This is a genomic window from Nocardioides sp. B129/18, assembly GCF_055282735.1.
Window position 1 is genome coordinate 47,832 of the sequence record NZ_JBUZJI010000002.1, and the last position, 21,939, is coordinate 69,770.

21 protein-coding genes are annotated in these 21,939 nt (G+C 75.1%); 9 read left to right on the forward strand and 12 right to left on the reverse strand.

All coding sequences use genetic code 11. The annotated features are described in order from the left end of the window. Window positions 1–35 precede the first annotated feature (35 nt). From ACZDWJ_RS01885 to bioD, 6 genes are all read left to right on the forward strand, one after another. A complete protein-coding gene (locus ACZDWJ_RS01885; protein WP_463519215.1) occupies window positions 36–338 on the forward strand; it encodes a DUF2087 domain-containing protein in 303 nt (100 codons plus the stop codon). Beyond that, the gene (locus ACZDWJ_RS01890; protein ID WP_463519216.1) at window positions 331–954 is read left to right on the forward strand and encodes a pentapeptide repeat-containing protein; all 624 of its coding nucleotides are present in this window, start codon (window positions 331–333) and stop codon (window positions 952–954) included. Before ACZDWJ_RS01885 ends, ACZDWJ_RS01890 begins: the two co-directional genes overlap by 8 nt. 100 nt (window positions 955–1,054) lie before the next feature. After that, the gene (gene bioB / locus ACZDWJ_RS01895; protein ID WP_463519217.1) at window positions 1,055–2,125 is read left to right on the forward strand and encodes a biotin synthase BioB; all 1,071 of its coding nucleotides are present in this window, start codon (window positions 1,055–1,057) and stop codon (window positions 2,123–2,125) included. 134 nt (window positions 2,126–2,259) lie between these two features. Further along, the gene (locus ACZDWJ_RS01900; RefSeq protein ID WP_463519218.1) at window positions 2,260–3,594 is read left to right on the forward strand and encodes an adenosylmethionine--8-amino-7-oxononanoate transaminase; all 1,335 of its coding nucleotides are present in this window, start codon (window positions 2,260–2,262) and stop codon (window positions 3,592–3,594) included. Beyond that, on the forward strand, window positions 3,594–4,736 hold the full coding sequence (locus ACZDWJ_RS01905) for an 8-amino-7-oxononanoate synthase (RefSeq protein ID WP_463519219.1): 1,143 nt from the start codon (window positions 3,594–3,596) through the stop codon (window positions 4,734–4,736). The genes ACZDWJ_RS01900 and ACZDWJ_RS01905 overlap by 1 nt, the downstream gene beginning before the upstream one ends. After that, window positions 4,733–5,419: a dethiobiotin synthase gene (gene bioD, locus ACZDWJ_RS01910; protein WP_463519220.1), complete on the forward strand. Its 687-nt coding sequence runs from the start codon at window positions 4,733–4,735 to the stop codon at window positions 5,417–5,419. The genes ACZDWJ_RS01905 and bioD overlap by 4 nt, the downstream gene beginning before the upstream one ends. Window positions 5,420–5,534: 115 nt before the next feature. Here bioD and ACZDWJ_RS01915 read toward each other — a convergent pair whose 3' ends face one another. Together ACZDWJ_RS01915 and ACZDWJ_RS01920 are read right to left on the reverse strand one after the other, a co-directional pair. Continuing rightward, window positions 5,535–6,971, reverse strand: a complete 1,437-nt coding sequence (locus tag ACZDWJ_RS01915) for an amidase (protein WP_463519221.1) — start codon at window positions 6,969–6,971, stop codon at window positions 5,535–5,537. 52 nt (window positions 6,972–7,023) lie between these two features. Next, the gene (locus ACZDWJ_RS01920) at window positions 7,024–7,566 is read right to left on the reverse strand and encodes an NAD(P)H-dependent oxidoreductase (protein WP_463519222.1); all 543 of its coding nucleotides are present in this window, start codon (window positions 7,564–7,566) and stop codon (window positions 7,024–7,026) included. A gap of 136 nt (window positions 7,567–7,702) precedes the next feature. Between ACZDWJ_RS01920 and ACZDWJ_RS01925 the strand changes: the two genes are divergently transcribed. Then, window positions 7,703–8,359 (forward strand): TetR/AcrR family transcriptional regulator, encoded by a 657-nt coding sequence (locus ACZDWJ_RS01925; protein WP_463519223.1) that lies wholly within the window; start codon window positions 7,703–7,705, stop codon window positions 8,357–8,359. A gap of 24 nt (window positions 8,360–8,383) precedes the next feature. On the opposite strand, the gene cimA is transcribed toward ACZDWJ_RS01925, so the two are convergent. From cimA to ACZDWJ_RS01970, 9 genes are all read right to left on the reverse strand, one after another. Then, entirely contained in the window at window positions 8,384–9,982 is a 1,599-nt protein-coding gene (cimA, locus tag ACZDWJ_RS01930) for a citramalate synthase (protein ID WP_463519224.1), read from the reverse strand. A 149-nt stretch (window positions 9,983–10,131) separates the two neighbouring features. Continuing rightward, a complete protein-coding gene (locus ACZDWJ_RS01935) occupies window positions 10,132–11,931 on the reverse strand; it encodes a serine/threonine-protein kinase (protein WP_463519225.1) in 1,800 nt (599 codons plus the stop codon). A 172-nt stretch (window positions 11,932–12,103) separates the two neighbouring features. Continuing rightward, window positions 12,104–13,147, reverse strand: coding sequence for an iron-siderophore ABC transporter substrate-binding protein (locus ACZDWJ_RS01940; protein WP_463519226.1), 1,044 nt, complete (start codon window positions 13,145–13,147; stop codon window positions 12,104–12,106). A 65-nt stretch (window positions 13,148–13,212) separates the two neighbouring features. Beyond that, window positions 13,213–14,091: an ABC transporter ATP-binding protein gene (locus ACZDWJ_RS01945; RefSeq protein ID WP_463519227.1), complete on the reverse strand. Its 879-nt coding sequence runs from the start codon at window positions 14,089–14,091 to the stop codon at window positions 13,213–13,215. A gap of 36 nt (window positions 14,092–14,127) precedes the next feature. After that, entirely contained in the window at window positions 14,128–15,192 is a 1,065-nt protein-coding gene (locus tag ACZDWJ_RS01950) for a FecCD family ABC transporter permease (protein ID WP_463519228.1), read from the reverse strand. Next, window positions 15,189–16,286: a FecCD family ABC transporter permease gene (locus tag ACZDWJ_RS01955; RefSeq protein ID WP_463519229.1), complete on the reverse strand. Its 1,098-nt coding sequence runs from the start codon at window positions 16,284–16,286 to the stop codon at window positions 15,189–15,191. Before ACZDWJ_RS01955 ends, ACZDWJ_RS01950 begins: the two co-directional genes overlap by 4 nt. Window positions 16,287–16,331: 45 nt before the next feature. After that, window positions 16,332–17,420, reverse strand: a complete 1,089-nt coding sequence (locus ACZDWJ_RS01960; protein WP_463519230.1) for a branched-chain amino acid aminotransferase — start codon at window positions 17,418–17,420, stop codon at window positions 16,332–16,334. Window positions 17,421–17,555: 135 nt separating this feature from the next. Next, window positions 17,556–18,635 carry a 3-isopropylmalate dehydrogenase gene (locus ACZDWJ_RS01965; RefSeq protein WP_463519231.1) on the reverse strand — a complete coding sequence of 360 codons (1,080 nt, stop codon included), beginning with the start codon at window positions 18,633–18,635 and terminating at the stop codon, window positions 17,556–17,558. A gap of 10 nt (window positions 18,636–18,645) precedes the next feature. After that, window positions 18,646–18,771: a hypothetical protein gene (locus ACZDWJ_RS01970; RefSeq protein ID WP_463519232.1), complete on the reverse strand. Its 126-nt coding sequence runs from the start codon at window positions 18,769–18,771 to the stop codon at window positions 18,646–18,648. A 384-nt stretch (window positions 18,772–19,155) separates the two neighbouring features. On the opposite strand from ACZDWJ_RS01970, the gene ACZDWJ_RS01975 reads away from it, so the two are divergent. Then, window positions 19,156–19,725 (forward strand): O-methyltransferase, encoded by a 570-nt coding sequence (locus ACZDWJ_RS01975; RefSeq protein WP_463519233.1) that lies wholly within the window; start codon window positions 19,156–19,158, stop codon window positions 19,723–19,725. Between the two features lie 3 nt (window positions 19,726–19,728). On the opposite strand, the gene yczE is transcribed toward ACZDWJ_RS01975, so the two are convergent. After that, complete coding sequence (gene yczE, locus ACZDWJ_RS01980) at window positions 19,729–20,442, reverse strand: membrane protein YczE (RefSeq protein WP_463519234.1); 714 nt, start codon at window positions 20,440–20,442, stop codon at window positions 19,729–19,731. A gap of 63 nt (window positions 20,443–20,505) precedes the next feature. Between yczE and yczR the strand changes: the two genes are divergently transcribed. Continuing rightward, the coding region (yczR, locus tag ACZDWJ_RS01985; protein ID WP_463519235.1) for a MocR-like transcription factor YczR at window positions 20,506–21,939 on the forward strand (1,434 nt) is incomplete at its 3' end.

Consider the following 21,939-nt stretch of genomic DNA (forward strand, 5'->3'; position numbering starts at 1 on the left):
GCGGGCTGTCGGCAGGGGGCCGTAGGTTGCTCCGCATGGACTCGGTCTCCTGCCACAGCCCCGAGGGGCAGCGCGTGCTGCGCGGGTTCCTCGACGACGACGGCCGCCTGCACACCATCCCCAGCAAGCGCTCCAAGCAGCTGGTCGTGCTCGACTGGCTCGTCCAGGACTTCGAGCCGGGCCGCCGCTACCCGGAGGCGGAGGTCGTCGAGGTGCTGACCCGTCGCCACCCCGACCACGCCGCGCTGCGCCGCTACCTGGTGATCGAGGGGCTGCTCTCCCGCGAGGACGCCGTCTACTGGCGCACCGGCGGCAGCGTGGCCGACGTCGATGGCTGACCCCCACGCCGACGCGCCGCCCGCCGAGGGCGCGGAGGGCGTCGTGTTCAGCCAGTGCGACTGGTACGGCCTGGAGATCGGCCCGGTCCGGTTCGTCGACTGTCGCTTCGACCGCGTCGACCTCAGCGAGGTCACCACCCGCGGCACGGTGTTCGAGGGCTGCGTCTTCGACGGCTGCCGGTTCAACTCCTCGGCGCACCACACCACCGCGCTGGTCGGCTGCACCCTCGGGCGCTGCCACCTCTTCGACTCCACCTGGGAGGGCTGCAAGCTCACCGGCACGAGCTTCGAGGGCGGCACGCTGCGGCCGATGCGGGTCATCGGCGGCCAGTGGCGCGGGGTGTCGCTGCGCGGCGCCGATCTCTCCCGCCTCGACCTCACCGGCCTCGACCTGCGCGAGGCCGACCTCTCGATGGCCGTGCTGCGCGACGCCGTGCTGCGCGACGCCGACCTCACCGGCGCCACCCTCCGCGAGGCCGAGCTCGCCGGAGCCGACCTGCGCGGCGCCCGGCTCGACGGCGTCGACCTCGCCTCCGCCCGCCTGGCGCGTACCCGCCTCGACCTCGCCGGCGCCATCGTCCTCGCCGAGCAGTCCGGCGCGATCATCGAGCCGTGAGGGCCCGCGCGTCGGCCAACCGGGGTTCGGACCGCTGCACCGGCGTCGAGCCCGCACCGCCATACTGGACCGTCCGCAGCAGACCCTGAGGAGAACCCGCATGACCTTCTTCGACCAGCTCGCGAGCGCCGTGCTCGACGGCAAGCCCGCCACCGCGGACGACGCCCTCGCCGTGCTGCGGGCCCACGACGCCGAGCTGCTCGACGTCGTCGCCGCCGCCTCGCGCCTGCGCCGCGAGCACTTCGGCAACACCGTCAAGGTCAACTACCTGGTCAACCTCAAGTCGGGTCTGTGCCCGGAGAACTGCAACTACTGCAGCCAGGCCGTCGGCTCCACCGCCGACATCCTGAAGTACAAGTGGCTGCAGACCGGCGAGGCGCTCGAGCAGGCCGCGGCCGGTCTCAAGGGCGGCGCCACCCGCGTCTGCATGGTCTCCTCGGGCCGTGGCCCCACCAACCGCGACATCGACCGCGTCACCGACATGGTCGGCGCCATCAAGGGCGAGCACCCCGAGGTCGAGGTCTGCGCCTGCCTGGGCCTGCTCAAGGAGGGCCAGGCCGAGCGCCTCAAGGCCGCCGGCGTCGACGCCTACAACCACAACATCAACACCGCCGAGTCCCACCACGACGAGATCGTGCAGACCCACACCTACGCCGACCGCGTCGACACCGTCGGCAAGGCGAAGTCCGCCGGCCTCTCGCCGTGCTCGGGCCTCATCGCCGGTCTGGGCGAGAGCGACGAGCAGCTCGTCGAGGCGCTGTTCGCGCTCAAGGAGCTCGACTCCGACTCCATCCCGATCAACTTCCTCATGCCCTTCGACGGCACCCCGTACGAGAACACCTGGGAGCTCGACCCCACCCGCTGCGTGAAGATCCTCGCGATGGCGCGCTTCGTGTGCCCCGACAAGGAGATCCGCATCGCCGGCGGACGCGAGATGCACCTGCGCTCGCTGCAGGGCCTCGCGCTGCACGTGGCCAACTCGATCTTCCTCGGCGACTACCTCACCTCCGAGGGCCAGGCCGCCGAGGCCGACCTCGAGCTCATCCGCGACAACGGCTTCGTCGTCCTGGGCTCCGAGGAGCACCTGGCCGAGACCGCCGCCGAGCGCACCGCCGTCGACCCCGCGATCCGTCGTCGTGGCGCCGGCACGGAGCTCGCGCCCAACGCCTGAGCCGCGCGCCCCGCACCTCCCACCACCAGGGGTCCTCGGCCGGCGTGGCGACGTCGAGGGCGAGGTCACATCCGGGCCGCTCACGCCCTGGGCCGCCCGGGTCGCGAGGGCCGCCGAAACCTAGGATCGTCCAGATGTCCCCGAACGCCGCCGCCGACCCTGACCGCGGACGTGCGCCCCTCGGCACCACCCCCGCCGAGCTGCTGGCCTACGACCGCGAGCACGTCTGGCACCCCTACACCTCGATGACCGACCCCGCGCCGGTGCGCCTGGTCACCGGCGCCGACGGCGTCCGCCTGCGCCTGGCCGACGGCCGCGAGCTCGTCGACGGGATGTCGTCGTGGTGGGCGGCCGTGCACGGCTACAACCACCCGGTGCTCAACGCCGCGCTGGCCGAGCAGGCCGGCCGGATGGCGCACGTCATGTTCGGCGGGCTGACCCACGAGCCGGCGATCCGCCTGGGGCATCGGCTGGTGGAGATCACCCCCGCCGGCCTCGAGCACGTCTTCCTCGCCGACTCCGGCTCGGTGAGCATGGAGGTCGCGCTCAAGATGGTGCTGCAGCACCAGCGCGGCCTGGGCCGCCCCGAGCGCACCCGGATGCTCAGCGTCCGCGGCGGCTACCACGGCGACACCTTCGGGGTCATGGGCGTGTGCGACCCCGTCGGCGGGATGCACTCGATGTTCGCCGACGTGCTCCCCCAGCACGTCTTCGCCGACCGACCCCCCGCGCACGACGCCGACGAGGCGACGATCGCCGCCTGGGCCGACGGCGTCCGCGCCCTCGCCGCCGCGCACGCCCACGAGCTGGCCGGCGTCGTCGTCGAGCCGCTGCTGCAGGGCGCCGGCGGCATGTGGACCTACCCGGCCGCCTGCCTGCGGGTGCTGCGCGAGGTGGCCGACGAGCACGGCCTGGTGCTGGTCTTCGACGAGATCGCCACCGGCCTGGGCCGCGCTGGCACCCTCTTCGCCGCCGATGCCGCCGGGGTGGCCCCCGACGTCCTCGCGCTCGGCAAGGCCCTCACCGGCGGCTACCTGACGATGGCCGCGGTGCTGTGCACCGGCGAGGTCGCCCGCGGCCTCTCGGCCTCGGAGTCCGGCGTCCTCATGCACGGGCCCACGTTCATGGGCAACCCGCTGGCCTGCGCCGTCGCGCTGGCCAGCCTCGACCTCCTCGAGAGCAGCGACTGGTCGGCCAACGTGGCCCGCGTCGGCGCCGGACTGCGCGCCGGGCTCGAGCCGCTGCGCGGCACCCCGGGCGTCGCCGACGTGCGCACGCTCGGCGCGGTCGGCGTCGTGCAGCTCGACCACCCCGTCGACGGTGCGAAGGCCGCCGACGCCGCCGCCGAGGAGGGCGTGTGGCTGCGCCCCTTCCGCGACCTGATCTACACGATGCCGCCCTACGTCACCTCCGACGACGACGTCGCCCGGATCTGCCGCGCGGTGGCCCGAGCCAGCGAGGTGGCCTGATGGACGAGGGCTACGGCGCCGACGTCTCCTGGGGGGAGTGGCTGGCCGACCAGGCGGCCGCGCGGGAGGCCGCAGGCCTGCGACGCTCGCTGCGTCCGCGGGCCGTCGACGACACCACCATCGACCTCGCCGGCAACGACTACCTCGGCCTGGCCCGCGACCCCCGCGTGACGCGGGCCGCCGCCGACGCGGCGCTCGCCTGGGGCGCCGGCGCCGGTGCGTCGCGGCTGGTCACCGGCACCCTCGCGCTGCACGAGACCCTCGAGCGCGAGCTGGCCGAGCACCTCGGGCAGCCGGCCGCCCTCACCTTCTCCACCGGCTACCACGCCAACCTCGCCGTCGTCACCGCGCTGGTCGACCGCGACTGCCACGTCGTCTCCGACGCCCACATCCACGCCTCGCTGGTCGACGCCGTGCGGCTCTCCAAGGCCGGGCTCACCGTCGTCCCGCACTCCTCGGTGGAGGCCGTCGCCGACGCCCTGGCCGCCGGCGGCGGGGAGCGGACGCTGGTGCTCGCCGAGTCGATCTACTCCGTGCTCGGCGACGAGGCGCCCCTGCGCGAGCTGGCGGCGGTGTGCGAGGACCACGGCGCGCTGCTGGTCGTCGACGAGGCGCACGGCCTCGGGGTGCACGGCGCGGGCGTCGTCGAGCGGGCCGGGCTCGCGGGCGCGCCGCACGTCGTCGTCACCCTGACCCTCTCCAAGGCGCTGGGCAGCCAGGGCGGGGCCGTGCTCGGCTCCCCCGCGCTCATCGACCACCTGGTCAACCGCGCGCGGCCGTTCATCTTCGACACCGGCCTCGCCCCCGCCGCCGCCGGCGGCGCGCTCGAGGCGCTGCGGATCCTGCGCTCCGAGCCCGAGCTGGCCCACCGCGTGCGCACCCGCGTCGACGACCTCGCCGCCGCGCTCGGCGTCGAGCCGCCCGCCGGCGCGGTGCTGTCGGTGCCGATGCCCAGCCCCCAGGTGGCCGTGGCCGCCCAGGCCGCCGCGCTCGCCGCCGGCGTCCGCGTCGGCTGCTTCCGCCCGCCGTCGGTGCCCGACGGCGTCTCCCGCCTGCGCATCACCGGCAGCGCGGGCGTCCCCGAGGCCGCGTGGGACCGGGCCGTCGAGGTCCTCGTCGCCGTCGTCAAGGAGCACCAGTGAGCACCCGCGTCATCGTCGTCACCGGCACCGGCACCGAGGTCGGCAAGACCATCGCCACCGCCGCGCTCGCCGCACGGGCGAGCGACGCCGGCCGCGTCGTCGTGGTGAAGCCCGCGCAGACCGGCATCGCCGACGGCGACCCCACCGACGCCGACACCGTGCACCGCCTCACCGGCGTCGAGGTGCAGACCTGGACCGAGCTCGACGAGCCGCTCGCCCCCGACTCCGCCGCGCGCCGCGCCGGCATCACGCTGCCGCCGGTGGCCTCCTACGTGCCGCGCATCCTGGCGCTCGCCGCCGACCACGACACCGTGATCGTCGAGGGCGCCGGCGGTCTGCTCGTGCGCCTCGACACCGACGGCGGCACCCTCCTCGACCTCGCCGCCCACCTGCAGGCGCAGGCGCCCGACGACGTCGTCGTCGAGGTGGTCGTGGTCGTCGCCAGCGCCCTGGGCACCCTCAACGTCGCCGAGCTCACCGTCGGCGCGCTGCGCGCCCGCGGCCTCGAGCCCGCCGGCCTGGTCATCGGCTCGTGGCCCGAGCAGCCCGACCTCGCCGAGGGCGTCAACCGCACCGAGCTCCCCCGCGTCACCGCCACCCCCCTCCTCGGCGTCCTCCCCGCCGGCTCGGGTCGACTCCCCCGTGCGGAGTTCGTCGCCGGGGCTCGGGAGTGGCTGGGCTGAGCGGGGCAGTTTCCCCGGATGTCCGGGGAAACTGGACGTTGTCAGGGGAAGCTTCCCCCGACAACGTCCAGTTCTCCCTGACCTGATCCCGCCCGAATCGCGGCTGCGCCGAGACTCACCAGCGCGGCGGACGCCGATCGGCCCACGGCGCGGCCGCCTCGACCTGGGCCGCCAGCCCCAGCAGCAGCTCGTCCTCGGCCGGACGCGCGGCGAGCATGACGCCGACCGGCAGGCCAGCGTCGGTCCAGTGCAGGGGCAGCGAGACCGCGGGCATGCCGGTGACGTTCCAGGCGCTCGTCCACGGCGTGAAGCGCTTCTGCGCCTCGAAGTCCGCGGCCGGGTCGGCGTCGTCGCGCAGCGCGCCCACCGGCAGCGGCGGGGCGGCGAGCGTCGGGGAGAGGACGACGTCGAAGGGCGCGAGCGCCTCCAGCGCCGCGGCGGCGTGACGCCTCAGCGCGCCGATGGCGAGCCCGAAGTCCGGGCCTCTGACGGCGTGGCCGCGCGCGGCGAGCCAGGCGGTGAGCGGACGCAGCAGGTGGGCACGCTCGGGCGGCACCGGGCTGAGCGCGGTGAGCACCGCCCAGCAGGTCTCGAAGTCGGCGACGGCCTCGCGCGGCAGCGGACGGCCGATCGGCTCGACGGCGTGGCCGAGCCCCTCCAGCAGCCGCGCCGCGTCGTCCACCGCCTGCAGGCAGACGGGGTCGACGTCCGGGTCCGCGATGAGCGGCTCGGTCAGCAGCGCCACCCGCAGCCGCCCGGGCGGGCGCTCGCAGGCGTCGAGGAACGTGGTGGCCGGCGGCGGGGCCCACGACGGGTCGCCCGGACGCCGCCCGGCCAGGACGTCGAGCAGCGCGGCGGCGTCGCGGACGGTGCGGGCCAGCGAGCCGGGTGTCGCGAGTCCGACGGGATCGCCGTAGGTCGGCGCCCCGCTGACCCGGCCGCGCGAGGGCTTGAGGCCGACGATCCCGCAGCACGAGGCCGGGATGCGGATCGAGCCGCCGCCGTCCGAGCCCTGCGCGAGCGGGACGAGTCCGGCGGCCACGGCCGCGGCCGCACCGCCCGAGGAGCCGCCGGCCATCCGGGTGCGGTCCCACGGGGTGACGGCGGCGGGGTGGCCCTCCGGCTCGGTGTAGCAGGGCGAGCCGAGCTCGGGCGTGCTGGTCTTGCCCAGGCTCACCAGCCCCGCGCCCTCCATCGAGAGCACCACCTGATCGGAGGTCTCCGGCACGTGCCCCTCGTAGACCGGCGAGCCGAACGACGTCGGGACGCCGGCCGTCGGCTGGAGGTCCTTGATCGCGCTCGGGACGCCCCACAGCGGGCCGGCGTCGTCGGGGCGCCCAGCGCGCAGCAGCGCGTCGGCCCGCGCCAGCGCCTGCTCGGCGGTGACGGTGACGAACGCGCCGAGGGGCTCGACCCCGGGTGATCCGGGATCGAGCCCCTCGATGCGGGCGAGGTGGTGCTCGACGAGCGCGCGCGGGGTGATCTCCCCGGCGCGGACGAGCGCCCCCTGCTGCAGGGCGGTCAGGTCGTGCAGGTCCTGGTCGGTCGCCACCCGGCGAACCTAGCCCGGACCGGCGCAGACCCGGGACTCCCTGCGGTCGACGTCAGGCCGCGAGCTGCTCCGGGTCGGCGTCGACCAGGGTCTGCAGGGCGGCGAGCAGGGTCGCGCGAGTGGCCTCGTCGGCGACCGGGTCGACCTCGAGGGTCGACTGCGAGACGGTGACGTCCTCGACGACCAGCGCGCCGGCGATGCCGGCCGAGCGGGCGGTGTCGGCGTGCGACCACTTGGCGCCGTACGGGGTGGGAGCGGCGCCGAGGACGCCGAAGGGCTTGGCCTTGATGGCGCCGGCGCCGTAGGGGCGCGAGAGCCAGTCGATGGCGTTGTTGAGCACGGCCGGCATCGTGCCGTTGTACTCGGGGGTGACGGCGAGCACGCGGTCGGCGTCCTCGATGGTCTTGCGGACGGCGGCGACGGCGGCGGGCACCTCGGCGCCGTCGAGCTCCTCGTTGTAGAAGGGCAGCTGGTCGAGGCCCTCGACGATGCTGACCTCGACGCCGGCGGGCGCCTGGTCGCGGAGGAGCTCGGCGATCTTGCGGTTCACGGAGTCGGCACGGAGGCTGCCGAGCAGCAGGGCGACACGGGTCATGACTTCACCTCAGGAGAGACGGGGTACGAGTGGTGGCGGCGACCGGCGCGGGCCGGTCGACCACTCGAAACGGACCGCGGTCCGTTTGTATTCCCGGCCGCTGCGCATCGGCGATGCGCCTACAGTCGGGAGTCCTATGACCGAGCACCCCCCGATCGGCTCCGACGACTCCGGCACCCCCGGGGCCGACGCCGGCCGTCGGCTCCTCCCGCTGGTCGACGACCGGCCCGCCGAGCGCGCCGACGCCGTCCGCAACCGCGCCCTGCTGCTGCAGACCGCGCGACGGCTCGTCGAGCGCGGCGGGGTCTGCAGCGTGACGATGGACCGCCTGGCCGCCGAGGCCGGCGTCGGCAAGGGCACGGTGTTCCGGCGCTTCGGCTCCCGCGAGGGCCTCATGGCCCAGCTGCTCGACTTCAGCGAGACCGCCTGGCAGGCCTCGGTCCTCTCCGGACCACCGCCGCTCGGGCCGGGCGCGCCGCCGCGCGAGCGCCTGCTGGCCTTCGGTCGCTCCCGCATCGAGGCGACGCTGCTGCATGCCGACCTCATCGCGGCCTCCGGCTTCCCCGGCTCGCGCAGCCTGGCCGCCTACGGCTTCGTCGCCACCCACGTGCGCCACCTGCTCGGCGAGATCGGCGTCGTGGGCGACCTCCCCCTGCTCACCACCGCGCTGCTGGCCCCGCTGGAGGTGCCGGTGCTGGTGCAGCAGGTGCGCGAGGAGCACTACCCTGTCGCGCGCGTCCAGGACGCCTGGGCCGAGCTCGTCCGCCGCGTGCTCGACGCTCCCCCGGCCTGAGGCCCGTCAAGGACCAGACGGCGCTCAGGCGCCGTGACGCCGCAGGCCGAAGGTGAACCCGTCGACGAGCGCCCCCCACGACGCCTCGACGACGTTCGCCCCGACGCCCACGGTGACCCACGACGACTCGCCGTCGGAGGTCTCGATGAGCACGCGGGTGATGGCGTCGGTGCCATGGCCCTGGTCGAGGATGCGCACCTTGTAGTCGATGAGCTCGAAGGACGCGACGGCCGGGTAGGCCTGGCCGATCGCGGTGCGCAGCGCCTGGTCGAGGGCGTTGACCGGGCCGTTGCCCTCGCCGGTGACGACGTAGCGCACCTCGTCGGCGATCAGCTTCACGGTGGCCTCGGAGAGCGCGTCGTCCCCGGGCCGGGTCTCGGTGATGACCCGCCACGACTCGACGTCGAAGTAGGAGGGACGCCGGCCCTCGACCTCCTCGGCCAGCAGCAGCTCGAAGGAGGCGTCGGCGGCCTCGAAGGTGTGCCCGCGCGACTCCAGCACCTTGACCCGCTCGGTGACGCGGGTGACCAGCGCCTTGCTGTCCTCGCCGGAGAGGTCGAAGCCGAGCTCCTTGCCCTTCAGCTCGATCGACGCGCGCCCGGCCATGTCGGAGACCAGCAGGCGCATGTCGTTGCCGACGCCCTGCGGGTCCATGTGCTGGTAGAGGTCGGGGTCGACCTTGATGGCGCTGGCGTGCAGGCCGGCCTTGTGCGCGAACGCCGACGTGCCGACGTAGGGCTGCCGCGAGGAGGGCGCCACGTTGGTGACCTCCGCGACGGCGTGGGCGATGCGGGTGGCCTCGCGCAGCAGGCCGGCGGGGAGCACGGCACGGTCGAGCTTGAGCTCGAGGTTCGCCACCACCGAGATGAGGTCGGCGTTGCCGGTGCGCTCGCCGTAGCCGTTGATGGTGCCCTGCACGTGGGTGGCGCCGGCGTCGACGGCGGCCAGGGAGTTCGCGACGGCGCAGCCGGTGTCGTTGTGGCAGTGGATGCCGACGCGACCGCCGGTGGACTCCAGGACGTCCTGGACGACGTCAGAGACCCACGGCGGCAGCATCCCGCCGTTGGTGTCGCACAGCGCGGCGACCTCCGCGCCGGCCTCGAAGGCGGTGCGCAGCACCTCCAGCGCGTAGTCGCGGTTGGCGCGGTAGCCGTCGAAGAAGTGCTCGGCGTCGAGGAAGACCCGCTGGCCCTCGGCGCGGAGGTGGGCGACGGTGTCGCGCACCATCGCCAGGTTCTCCTCCAGCGTCGTGCGCAGCGCCAGCTCGACGTGCCGGTCGTGGGACTTCGCCACCAGCGTGACGACGCCCGCGCCGCTCTCGCGCAGGGCGGCGACGAGCGGGTCGTCGGCGGCGGCGACGCCGGCCCGACGGGTGGCGCCGAAGGCCGCGAGCTGGGCGTGCTGCAGGTCGAGCTCACGGCGGGCGCGCGCGAAGAACTCGGTGTCCTTGGGGTTGGCGCCCGGCCAGCCGCCCTCGATGAACCCGACGCCGAGGCCGTCGAGGTGCCGCGCGATCGACAGCTTGTCGGCGACCGTCAGGCTCAGGCCCTCCTGCTGCGCGCCGTCGCGCAGGGTCGTGTCGTAGACGTGGAAGGAGGCCTGCGGTGCGGTCAGGTCGCTCACGGTGCTTCCCCTGCTCGGTCGGACGGTGGGTGGTCGTGCTGGTCGTGCGGGCTGGCGCGGGCACAAAAAAACCTCTCGCGAACGAGAGGTGGCGCGCCGGCGGTGCTCGGCGCGCTAGGGAATGCGGATCTCCTGCGGCGTCATGCGCGTCATCGTGCCACAGCGCCCCAGCCGGGGAGGTCGTGTCCGGCGAGCGGACGGGAGTCGTCGGGCGCCCAGTCCGGGCCCGACTGCGCGGCCACCGCTCCCCCGGCGGCCAGGCCGGCGAGGACCACGAGGCTCACCAGCCACCCGAGGGGACGACGGGCAGCGGGCCGCACGACGCGGCCGAGCGGGCCGCGCACCCGGCTGCCGCCGGGCCCGGCCCAGGCGCCCACCGCGAGGAGCGCACCGCAGACCGCGAGGCTGGGGGCGAGCTCGGCGGCGAGCGCGTAGCAGACCAGCGCGCCGGACGCCGCGACGCCGAGGGCCCACAGCTGCAGCAGGAAGGTGCTCGGGATCGAGCGGACGAGCTGCCAGGGCAGGCCGAGCAGCGTGGCCGGGACGTCGTACCAGCGACGTCCGCGCAGCCTGCGTCGCTCGGCGAGGTCGCCCGCGGCGTGCGAGCCGGTGCGCAGCAGCCAGACGAGCGCGAGCACCAGGGCGGTGACGATCCACGGGGCGGCGACCGCCCAGGCGGACACGACGCCGCCGAGCAGCACCCACAGGACGACCCGGCGGGCCCGCTCGGCCAGCGGTGCCTTCTCGGGAGCGGGCTGCTCCTCCCAGGTCCAGGGCCAGGCGTCGGGCTCGCCCTCGGAGGTCTCCCCCGCCTGCGGCTCTGCGGCCGGACTCGCCGGGGCGGCCGGACGACGGGCCGCGTGCGGGTCGGCGTACGGGTCGGAGATGAGCGGGACCTGCTGGGTGGGCATGGCGTCCGCCGGGTCGGCGGCGGGCGCGAGGTGAGGATCGACGTACGGCCCGACGGCGTGCGGGTCGAGCACGGTGTAGGGACGCGTGGGGTCGGCCGGGGGGACGAAGGCCGCGGCCCCCGGCGTCTGGCCCGGCGTGATCACCTCGGTGCCGCCCTCGAGTCCGGCCCGGTGGACCGCCGCCAGCGGCACCGTCTGCGGGACGGCCTCGGCCAGCGCGGTGACGGGCAGGTCGGTGCGGGTGGTGCGCGGTCGCAGCCAGTCGAGCACCTGCTCCAGGCTGGGGCGTCGCTCGGGCTCGGGGTCGAGCGCGGCGGTGAGCAGCCGCGTCAGCTCCTCGGGAAGGCCGCGCAGGTCGTGCTCGCCGCGGCGGACGCGGTCCATGATCGCCATCGCGGGGCCCCGGCCGAACGGCGGCCGCGCGAGCCCGGCGTAGGCCACGGTGGCGGCCCAGGAGTGGACGTCGGAGGCGGTCGTGGCGTCGTCGCCGTAGAGGATCTCCGGTGCCAGGTAGCCCGGCGTGCCCAGCAGCCAGCCGGTGTGGGTGAGCTTGGGGTCGTCGGCGACGCGCGCGAGCCCGAAGTCGATGAGGATCGGCGTGCGGCCCTCCATGAGCACGTTCGACGGCTTCACGTCGCGGTGCAGCACGCCGACGTCGTGCACCGACGCGACGCCCTCGGCCAGGCAGCCGGCGAACCAGACGAGGTCGGGGCCCCCGATCGGGCCTTCCTCGAGGGCGTGGTCGTGCAGGGAGAGCCCGGGCACGTAGCGGGTGGCGACGTAGGGCACCGGCGCCCACGGGTCGGCGTCGAGGATCTCGGCCACCCAGCGGCTGCGGATGCGCTCGAGGGAGGCGACCTCGCGGGCCAGCCGGGCGCGGGCCTCGTCGTCGCCGACGACGTGGGGACGCAGCACCTTGAGCGCGACGCGGTCGCCGCCGGGACGGCGGGCCAGGTGCACGACGCCCATGCCGCCCTCGCCGAGCTTGGCGAGGAGCTCGTAGTCGCCCACGGTCGGCGGCACGGCGGCGGTCGTCACCTCAGCAGGGTAGCCCGGTCGGCGTCCGGCGCGGCTCGCAGCGCGCCAGCCCGGCGTGCCGACGTCGGCACCGCGTTCTGCGCGCATCAGGTCAGGGAGAACCGGACGTTGTCGGGGGAAGCCTCCCCTGACAACGTCCAGTCTCCCCGGACATCCGGGGAAGCTGCCCCCGTCAGCCCGCCGCCTTCACCGCCGGCACCAGGGCGTCGACGAAGGCGTCGAGACCCCAGGTGAGGGAGAGGGCGGTGGGCGGGGAGACCGAGGAGACGTAGGACTCGCCGACGACGGAGGCGACGGTGCCGGCCTTCAGCTGCGGGAGGGCCTGGAGGGTCTTGTCCTTCTCGATGGCCTCGACGCGGGCCTGGTCGGGCACGTAGGAGAGCAGGACGTCGGAGGTCAGCTCGTCGAGGCGCTCGGTGCTGAGCGTGATGTAGAAGCCCTTCTCATCGCCGGCCAGCTTCGCGACGCTGGGGGCGACGGTGAAGCCGAGGTCCTCGAGGAACTGCACGCGCGGGTCGGCGCCGGTGTAGACGTAGAAGGCCGAGGGGTCGATGGCCACGGCGGCGATGGTGCGGCCCTGGAACTCCGGGTGCTCCTTCGCGGCCTCGGCGACCTCCTCGTCGATGTCGGCGAGCAGGTCCTTGGCCTCGGCGTCCTCGCCGAGCACCTGGCCGACGGTGGTGATGACGTCGCGCCACGGGGTCGACCACGGCTCGTCGGGGTAGGCGACGGTGGGCGCGATCTGGGCGAGCTTGGCGTAGTCGGCCTTCGTGATGCCGGAGTAGTTGGCCAGGATCACGTCGGGCGCGGCGGCGGCGATCTCCTCGAAGGGCGGCTCGGTGCCCTCGGTCAGGAGCGTCGGCGCGGTGGCGCCGTCCTCGGCGACGGCCTCGTCGATCGCCTCCTTCTGCCACGGCATGTAGCCCTCGGAGTCGGCGCCGTAGGAGTTCTTCGGCATCGCGACGGGGACGACGCCGAGCGCGATGGCGGCGTCGCTGCTGCCCCAGCCCCAGGTGACGACGCGCTCGGGGCGCTCCTCGATCGTGGTGGAGCCGAAGGCGTGCTTGATCGTCACCGGCGTGTACGCGGAGCGCTGGTCGTCGCTGCCGGCCTCGCTGGAGTCGGAGTCGTCGGAGCCGCAGGCGGCGAGGGGAAGGGCCAGGACGGCGGCCGCGGCGCCGAGGGCGGCGCGCCGGGTGAGGGAACGGGGGATCAACGTCCACTCCTCGTGGAAGGGACCCAGCGTGTCTGGGTTAGGTAAGGCTAACCTTAGCAGCAGGGTCAGGCGGTGGCCGCATCGCGGTCCGCGGACCGATCCCCCGACCGGCTCCCCGACCGGCCCAGCGGCACCACCAGCGGCGTCCCGGACACCGGGTCGGGCACGACACGGGCCTCGAGCCCGAAGGCCTCCCGCACGCACGCGGCGTCGAGCACGTCGGCCGGCGCGCCCTCGCGCAGCACCCTTCCCTGCGCCATGACGACGAGGTGGTCGGCGTAGCGGGCGGCCAGCGAGAGCTCGTGCAGCACCATGACGACGGTCGTGCCGCGGCGGTGGTTGAGGTCCCGCAGCAGCTCGAGCAGGTCGACCTGGTGGGCGATGTCGAGGAAGGTCGTGGGCTCGTCGAGCAGCATGATGTCGGGGTCCTGGGCCAGCATCATCGCCAGCCAGACCCGCTGCCGCTGCCCGCCGCTGAGCTCCTCGACGCGCGCGCCGGCGAGGTCGACGAGGTCGGCGGCCTCGAGCGCGTGCGCGACGGCCGCGGCGTCGACGCCGCCCGTGCGCCGCCAGGCGCCCTGGTGCGGGAAGCGTCCGCGGGCCACCAGCGCCGCCACCGTGATGCCCTCCGGCGCCAGCGGCTGCTGCGGGAGCAGGCCGAGCGTGCGGGCGACCTCGCGGGGACGCGCACGGCGCAGGTCGACGCCGTCGAGCTCGACACAGCCCTCGGTGGGGGTCATCAGGCGGGAGAGCCCGCGCAGCAGCGTCGACTTGCCGCAGCCGTTGGCGCCGACGATGACGCTGACCCGCCCGCTGGGCACGTCGAGGTCGACGCCTCGCACGACCGGCCGGCCGTCGTAGGAGAGGTGGACGCCGCGGGCCCGCAGCCGGGCTGGGGCGGCCAGCGGCGCGACGGGGTCCAGGACGGGGCTGGTGTCGATCACGGGTCCTCCTCGAGGGGCAGGGGTCAGGACAGGGAGTCAGGTGGTGCGGACGTGGCCGCGCAGCAGCAGCCACACGAGCAGCGGGGCGCCGAGGGCGCCGGTGACGACGCCGACCGGGGCGACGACGCCGCCGGGCAGCAGGTGCTGGGCGACGACGTCGGAGCCGACGACGAGCACGACGCCGACCAGTGCCGAGGCGGCCAGCGCGGCGCCGCCGTCGCCGAGCAGGCGACGCGCCACCGGCCCGGCGACGAACGCGACGAAGGCGACGGGGCCCGCGGCGGCGGTCGCCACCGCGGCGAGGGCGACGCCCAGCAGCACGACGAGCGCCCGCACGACCTCGGGGCGCACGCCGAGGGAGGCGGCGCGGTCGTCGCCGAGAAGGAGCAGGTCGAGGCGGCGGGCCAGCAGGGCGGCGCCGGGGAGGAGCACGAGCAGGGCGGCGCCGAGCACCTGCACCAGGGACCAGGACGCCTGGCCGAGGCTGCCGGTCATCCAGGTGAGCGCGTCCTGCGCCTGGCGCAGGTCGCTGCGGGTGATGAGGTAGCCGGTGATGCTGGCGCCGAGGTAGGCGACGCCGACGCCGGAGAGCACGAACCGGTAGCCGGTGGTGCCCTGGCGCCAGGCGACGGCGTAGAGCAGCACCCCGACGGCCAGGCCGCCGGCGATCGCGGCGAGGAAGACCGGCCAGCCGGAGAGCCCGCCGAGCAGCAGGGTCGCGACGGCGGCGGCCGACGCGCCCTGGGAGACCCCGACGACGTCGGGGCTGGCCAGCGGGTTGCGCAGCACGGCCTGGAACAGCGCACCGGCGACGCCGAGGGCCGCGCCGACGAGCAGTCCGAGCACGAGCCGCGGCAGCCGCAGCTCGCGGACGACGAACCGGGCGCCGCCGTCCTCGGTGCCGAGCAGAGCCCCCACGACCTGCCCGGCACCGAGGCGGAGCTCACCCAGCGACAGCGCCAGCACGGCCAGGCCGAGGGCCGCGGCGACGAGGGCGAGCAGCACGGTGGTGCGTCGACCGGCCCGGCGACGCGCGTCGGCGCGCAGGACGGCCCGGGTGTCGGGGCGCGCGGCGGGGACGGGCAGCAGGTCGGCGCTCATGCCGCCGCCATCCGGGCGCGGCGCACGACGACGAGCAGCACGGGGGCGCCGATCACGGCGACCACCACGCCGGCTTCGACCTCCGCGGGCCGGGCCACGAGGCGGCCGACGACGTCGGCGAGGAGCAGCAGGCTCGGGCCGATGAGCGCGCTGAGCAGCAGGATCCGCCGGTGCACCGGGCCGACGAGGGCGCGGGCGACGTGCGGGGCCACCAGGCCGACGAACGCCACCGGCCCCACCAGCGAGACCGCCGAGCCGCACAGCAGCACCACGGCGAGCGCGACGAGCAGGCGGCCGCGGTCGACGGAGTGCCCCAGCCCGCGGGCGACGTCGTCGCCGAGTGCGAGGGCGTCGAGCAGGCGCGCCGAGCCGAGCGCCAGCACCAGCCCGACGAGCACGAACGGCAGCACCGACCACACCAGGGACGCCGGCCGCCCGGCCAGCGAGCCGACCTGCCAGAAGCGGTACTCCCCCAGCGTGCGCTGGTCGGAGAGCAGCACGAGGGTGACCAGCGAGGTGGCGAAGGCGGTGACGGCGGCGCCGATGAGCGCGAGCCGCACCGGCGTCGCGCCCTCCCAGCCGGCCGACGCGGCGCCGTAGACCAGCGCGGTGGCCAGCGCGGCTCCGCCGAAGGCGAACCAGAGCCAGCCGGCGGCGTCGTCGATGCCGAGCACGGCGATCGCGACGACGACGGCCAGCGAGGCGCCGGCGTTGACGCCGAGGAGCCCGGGGTCGGCGATCGGGTTGCGCGTGAGTCCCTGCATGAGGGCGCCCGCGACGCCGAGCGCCAGGCCGCCGACCAGGCCGAGCAGGGTGCGGGGCACGCGGATGTCGCGGACCACCAGGTGCGCGGTGTCGCCGGCGACGGGGTCGGTGAGCGCGCGCCAGACCTCGATCGGCGCGATGCTGCGGGCGCCGAGGGCCAGGCTCGCGGCCACCGCGAGCAGGAGCACGACCACCAGGACGAGCACCGCCGTGCCCGTGCCGACGACGCCGACCACGCCGTCCCGGGCGGAGCGCCCGGACCCGTGGCGGTCGTCCGGGCGCTCCGCGTCGCGGCGTGGGGCCTGCGACAGGGCGGGGTCGGTGCTCACATGGCCAGGTTAGCCTTACCTATCTTTCTGTGCGAGCCGGGTCCGTCACACGATCCGATGCATCCAGCCGTGGGCGTCCTCGGCCCGGCCGAACTGGATGTCGACGAGCTGGCGCCGCAGCTGGGCGCCGACCTCGCCGGCCACCGGCGAGGGCAGCGCGCCGCCGTCCCAGCGCAGCTCGCCCACGGGCGTGACGACGGCGGCGGTGCCGCAGGCGAAGATCTCGGTGATCTCGCCCGACGCGACGCCGTCCTTCCACTCCTGGATGGAGAAGCGACGCTCCTCGACGGCGTAGCCGCTCTTGCCGGCCAGCTCGATGATCGAGGCGCGGGTGATGCCCTCGAGGATCGTGCCGGTCTCGGGGGTGACGATGCGGCCGTCGCGGTGGACGAAGTAGAGGTTCATGCCGCCGAGCTCCTCGACGTAGCGGCCCTCGGAGGCGTCGAGGAAGACGACCTGGTCGCAGCCGTGCTCCATGGCCTCCTGCTGGGCCACCAGCGAGCTGGCGTAGTTGCCGCCGGTCTTGGCCGCGCCCATGCCGCCGCGGCCGGCGCGGGTGTACTCCTCGGTGAGCCAGAGGCTGACCGGCTTCACGCCGCCCTTGAAGTACGCCCCGGCCGGGCTGGCGATCACCATGAAGGTGACGTGCTGGGCCGGGCGCACGCCGAGGAAGGCCTCGGAGGCGAACATGAACGGCCGCAGGTAGAGGCTCTTCTCGCTGTCGGTGGCGTCGGGCACCCAGCGCTCGTCAGCCCGCACGAGCGCGTCGACGGCGGCGACGAAGTCGTCGGCGGGCAGCTCGGGCAGGGCCAGGCGGCGGCTCGAGCGCACCATCCGCTGGGCGTTCTGGTCGGGCCGGAAGGACCACACCGAGCCGTCGGCGTGGCGGTAGGCCTTCATGCCCTCGAAGATCTCCTGGGCGTAGTGCAGGACCGACGCGGCGGGGTCGAGGCTCAGCGGGCCGTAGGGCTCGATGCGGGCGTCGTGCCAGCCGCGGTCGGGGGTCCACTCGATCAGCAGCATGTGGTCGGTGAAGTGCTTGCCGAACCCGGGGTCGGCGAGGATCTCGGCGACGCGCTCGTCGCTGGCGGGGCTCGGGGACGACGTCGTGGTGATCGACAGGCTGCTCGGCATGGTGCTCAATCTAGTCTCCTGGGTCGGGCCGTCGCAGGGTGCGGCCGGGGAACACGCACAGGGGCCGGGCACGCTCGGCGTGCCCGGCCCCTGAGGTGCCGCCGAGGGATCGGCGGGGGGATCTGGTGCGGGCGGTCAGCCGCCTACTCGCGCGGCGATGGCGTCGCCGACCTCGGCGGTGCGGCGCGCGACGCCCGGAGCACGGTCGGCGAGGTCGGCCAGCACGGCCTTCTCGATCGCGGCGGCGGCGTCCTCGTGGCCGAGGTGGTCGAGCAGGAGGGCCGCGGAGAGGATGGCCGCGGTGGGATCGGCGATCTGCTGGCCGGCGATGTCGGGCGCGGAGCCGTGCACGGGCTCGAACATCGAGGGCGTGGTGCGGTCGGGGTTGACGTTGCCCGAGGCCGCCAGGCCGATGCCGCCGGTGATGGCCGCGGCGAGGTCGGTGACGATGTCGCCGAAGAGGTTGTCGGTGACGATGACGTCGAAGCGCGAGGGGTTCGTCGTCAGGTGGATCATCGTGGCGTCGACGTGCATGTAGTCGACCGTGACGTCGGGGAACTCCTGCGCCACCTCCTGCGTGATGCGCCACCAGATCGAGCCGGCGTGCACCAGCACGTTGGTCTTGTGCACCAGCGTCAGGCGCCGGCGCGGGCGCCGCTGGGCACGGGCGAAGGCGTCGCGCACCACCCGCTCGACGCCGAACGCGGTGTTGACCGACACCTCGGTGGCCACCTCGTGCGGCGTGCCGACGCGCAGAGCGCCGCCGTTGCCGGTGTAGGGGCCCTCCGTGCCCTCCCGCACCACGACGAAGTCGACCGGCTCGGAGCCGAGGGTGGCCTCCGAGAGCGGCGAGACGGCGCCGGGGTAGATGCGCGAGGGACGCAGGTTGACGTAGTGGTCGAGCTCGAAGCGCAGCCGCAGCAGCAGGCCGCGCTCGAGGATGCCCGGCGGCAGGTTCGGGTCGTTCGGCTTGCCGCCGACCGCGCCGAGGAGGATGGCGTCGTGGTCGCGGATCTCCGCGAGCACGGAGTCGGGCAGCACCTCGCCGGTGGCGAGGTACCGCTCGGCTCCGAGGTCGTAGCGGGTCTGCGCGAACGTGACGCCGGCCGGGGCCGCGACGTCGAGGACCTTGAGCGCCTCGAGCGTCACCTCCTGCCCGATGCCGTCTCCGGGGATGACGGCGAGCTGGACGGTGGCGTTCGGCGAGGCGGTCATGGCGGTGAGGCTAGTTGTCGTCGGGGCGCTCGCCGCCGTTGTCCCGCAGGTCGAGAGAGCGCTGGAGCGCCTCGCGGCTGCGCGGGTTCTCGGGGTCGTGGCTGGCCGGGCCCCACTCGGGGTAGAGGTCGTACATGGCGTGCTCCTGAAGGCAGAGGGACGAGAGTCTGGTGCGGGCACTCGACCGGCCGGCTCACGGGTGGGGCGGCGACGGCGGGCCCGGGGTTCACCCGGGGCGGGGCCGACCTCGGCGACGCGGGTCTGCGTCGGGATCGGACGATGCCGTCTGGCGGTCGAGTCGTGAGGCCGGGGATGCGCGACGCCGCTCACCGCGACGAGGGGGCCTCACGCCCAGGTCATACCTGGTGGGTCTCGCCGCGGCGCTCGATGAGTACGAGGACGGTCCGCATGGTGCGAGAATAGGCACGACATCCGGACGCCTGCCACCGGAATGCGGAGATCGACCGAGGACTGAGACGCCGGTCCCGCTCCGCGACACGCCTCGGGGGAGGATTCCCGCATGAGCGCACCCCCGGAGCTGCCCGCCGTCGTCGCGCGCGCCTTCGAGGTGTCGCGGCGGGCCGGCTACGTGTCGTTCTGCCGCAACGAGACCGGACGCCTGCTGGCCATGCTCGCGGCCACCCGCACCGGCACGATGGCCGAGTTCGGCACCGGCTGCGGCGTCGGCACCGCCTGGCTGCGCTCGGGCGTGCGCGACGACGCCGTGCGCATCCTCACCGCCGAGCTCGACCCCCGGCTGGCCAAGGCCGCCGGCGAGATCTTCGTCGACGACCCGCAGGTCGAGGTGCTCGCCGCGGACTGGTCGACGCTCATGGACCAGGGCCCCTTCTCCCTGCTCTTCCTCGACTCCGGCGAGCCCAGCGCCGTCAGCGTCGACGCCGTCGCCGATCTCGTCGAGCCCGGCGGCATCGTCGTGCTCGACGACCTCACGCCGTGCGAGATGTGGCCGCCGATCGCGGGCGGTCGCGTCGACATCCTGCGCGAGCACTGGCTCACCGACGAGCGGTTCACCGCCGTCGACCTCATGGTGGCCTCCGACGCCAGCGTCGTCATCGCCACCAAGCGCTGACCGCTACCGCTCCCCCGGCGTCGTGACCGGCGTCGTGACCGGCGTCGTGACCGGCGTCGGCAGCCGCACGGTGAAGGCCGGCAGCAGCGCCTGGGTGATCGGTCCGATCGCCAGCGCGTAGAGCACGGTGCCGAGGCCGAGGTGGCCGCCGAGCACGAGCCCGGCGAGCACGACGGACACCTCGAGGCCGGTGCGCACCAGGCGCAGGGAGAGCCCGGTGCGCCGGTGCAGGCCGGTCATCAGGCCGTCACGCGGGCCGCGGCCCAGCTGCGGGCCGATGTAGCAGGCGGTGGCCAGGCCGCAGAGCACGATGCCGCCGACCATGAGCGCGATCCGCGCGGCCAGCGCGTCGGGCCGCTCGAGCAGACCGAGGCTGACGTCGGCGGCCAGGCCCACGACGAGCGCGTTGGCCAGCGTCGCGACGCCGGGCACCTCGCGCAGCGGGATCCAGCCGAGCAGCACCACGAAGCTCATGACGACGATGACCTGGCCGAGGTCGAGCGAGAGGTGGGCGGCCAGGCCGGAGTGCAGGACGTCCCAGGGCGCCAGGCCGAGGTCGCCGCGCACCATCATCGCCAGCGAGAGGCCGTAGAGCACCAGGCCGACGGCGAGCTGGGAGAGCCGACGCGGCAGCCGTCCGGCGCGCAGCTGGGCGAGCGGGCCGAGGTCGACCAGGACGGGAGCCGGGCGGGTGACGGGCGGGCAGGTGGTGCTCATGCCGACCAGGATGCGACGCGAATGGACTGGTCCTCAATAGCCAATCATGGAAGAGTGGACTGCATGGCGCAGTCCACTGACAGCCCCCTCGTCCCGGCCCCGCGGATCGCCGCCCTCGTCGGCGGCTTCGAGCGCTCCCCCGCCTACGTCGGCCTCGCCGATGCCCTCACCGAGGCGATCGGCGACGGCCGCATCGGCCACGGCGTCCGGCTGCCCAGCGAGCGCGATCTCACCGCGGCGCTCGGCGTCTCCCGCACCACCGTCACCCGCGCCTACGCGCTGCTGCGCGAGTCCGGGTACGCCGAGGCCCGCCAGGGCGCGGGCACCTTCACCCGGCTGCCCGGCGGACCGGCCCGCTCCCGCGACCGCGCGCTCATGCCCTATCCCGACGACGCCGTCATCGACCTCACCTGCGCCGCGGCCACCGCCCCGCCCGGGCTGATGGCCGCCGTCGCCGAGGCCGCCGCCGACCTGCCGGCCTGCCTGGGCGGTCATGGCTACTTCCCCGCCGGGCTCCCGGCCCTGCAGGCCGCCATCGCCGCCGGGTACGAGGCGCGGGGGCTGCCCACCGCGCCGGAGCAGGTCATCGTCACCCCCGGCGCCCTCTCGGCGGCCGCGATCGTCGCGCGCGGCCTGGCCCGGCGCGGCACCCGGGTGCTCGTGGAGTCGCCGGTCTACCCCAACGCCACCGAGGCCATCCGGCACGCCGGCACGCGCCTGGTGGCCAGCCCGGTCGACCAGGAGGGCTGGGACGTGCCGGCCGTCGCCGCCACCCTGCAGCAGGTGCGCCCCGCGCTGGCCTACCTGATCCCGGACTTCCAGAACCCCACCGGCCACCTCATGTCCGACGCCGACCGCGCCGCGCTCGCCGGGGCGCTGGCCGCCGCGGGCACCCGGGCGGTCGTGGACGAGGCGCACCAGGCGCTGGCGCTCGACGGCCAGGCGATGCCGCTGCCGTTCGCCGCCCATGCCCCGGGCACCCTCACCCTCGGCTCGGCCTCGAAGTCGTTCTGGGGCGGGCTGCGGCTGGGCTGGATCCGCGCGCCCCACGACCTCGTCGACGTGCTCACCGACGCGCGCCTGAGCATGGACCTCGGCGCACCGGTGCTCGAGCAGCTCGTGCTGACCCGGCTGCTGGCCCGCGGCCCGGTGCCCGAGGAGCACGTGACGCGCCTGCGCGAGCAGCGCGACGCCCTGCTCGACGCCCTCACGACCCACCTGCCCGACGCCGCGTTCGTCCGTCCCGGCGGCGGACTCGCGGTCTGGTGCCGCCTGCCGGCCGCCCGCGGGCTGGCGCTGGCGGCGGAGGCCGAGCGCCGCGGGGTGGCCCTGGCCCCCGGCCCGGTGTTCGCCGTCGACGGTGGGCTCGACCGCTTCGTTCGGATCCCGTGGACGCGCCCGGCCGAGGAGCTGGTCACGGCCGTCGAGCGGCTGGCCGAGGCGTGGGAGGTCGTGCGCGACGCACCCGGGCCGGTGCCGCACCGGCGCGGCGGCCGC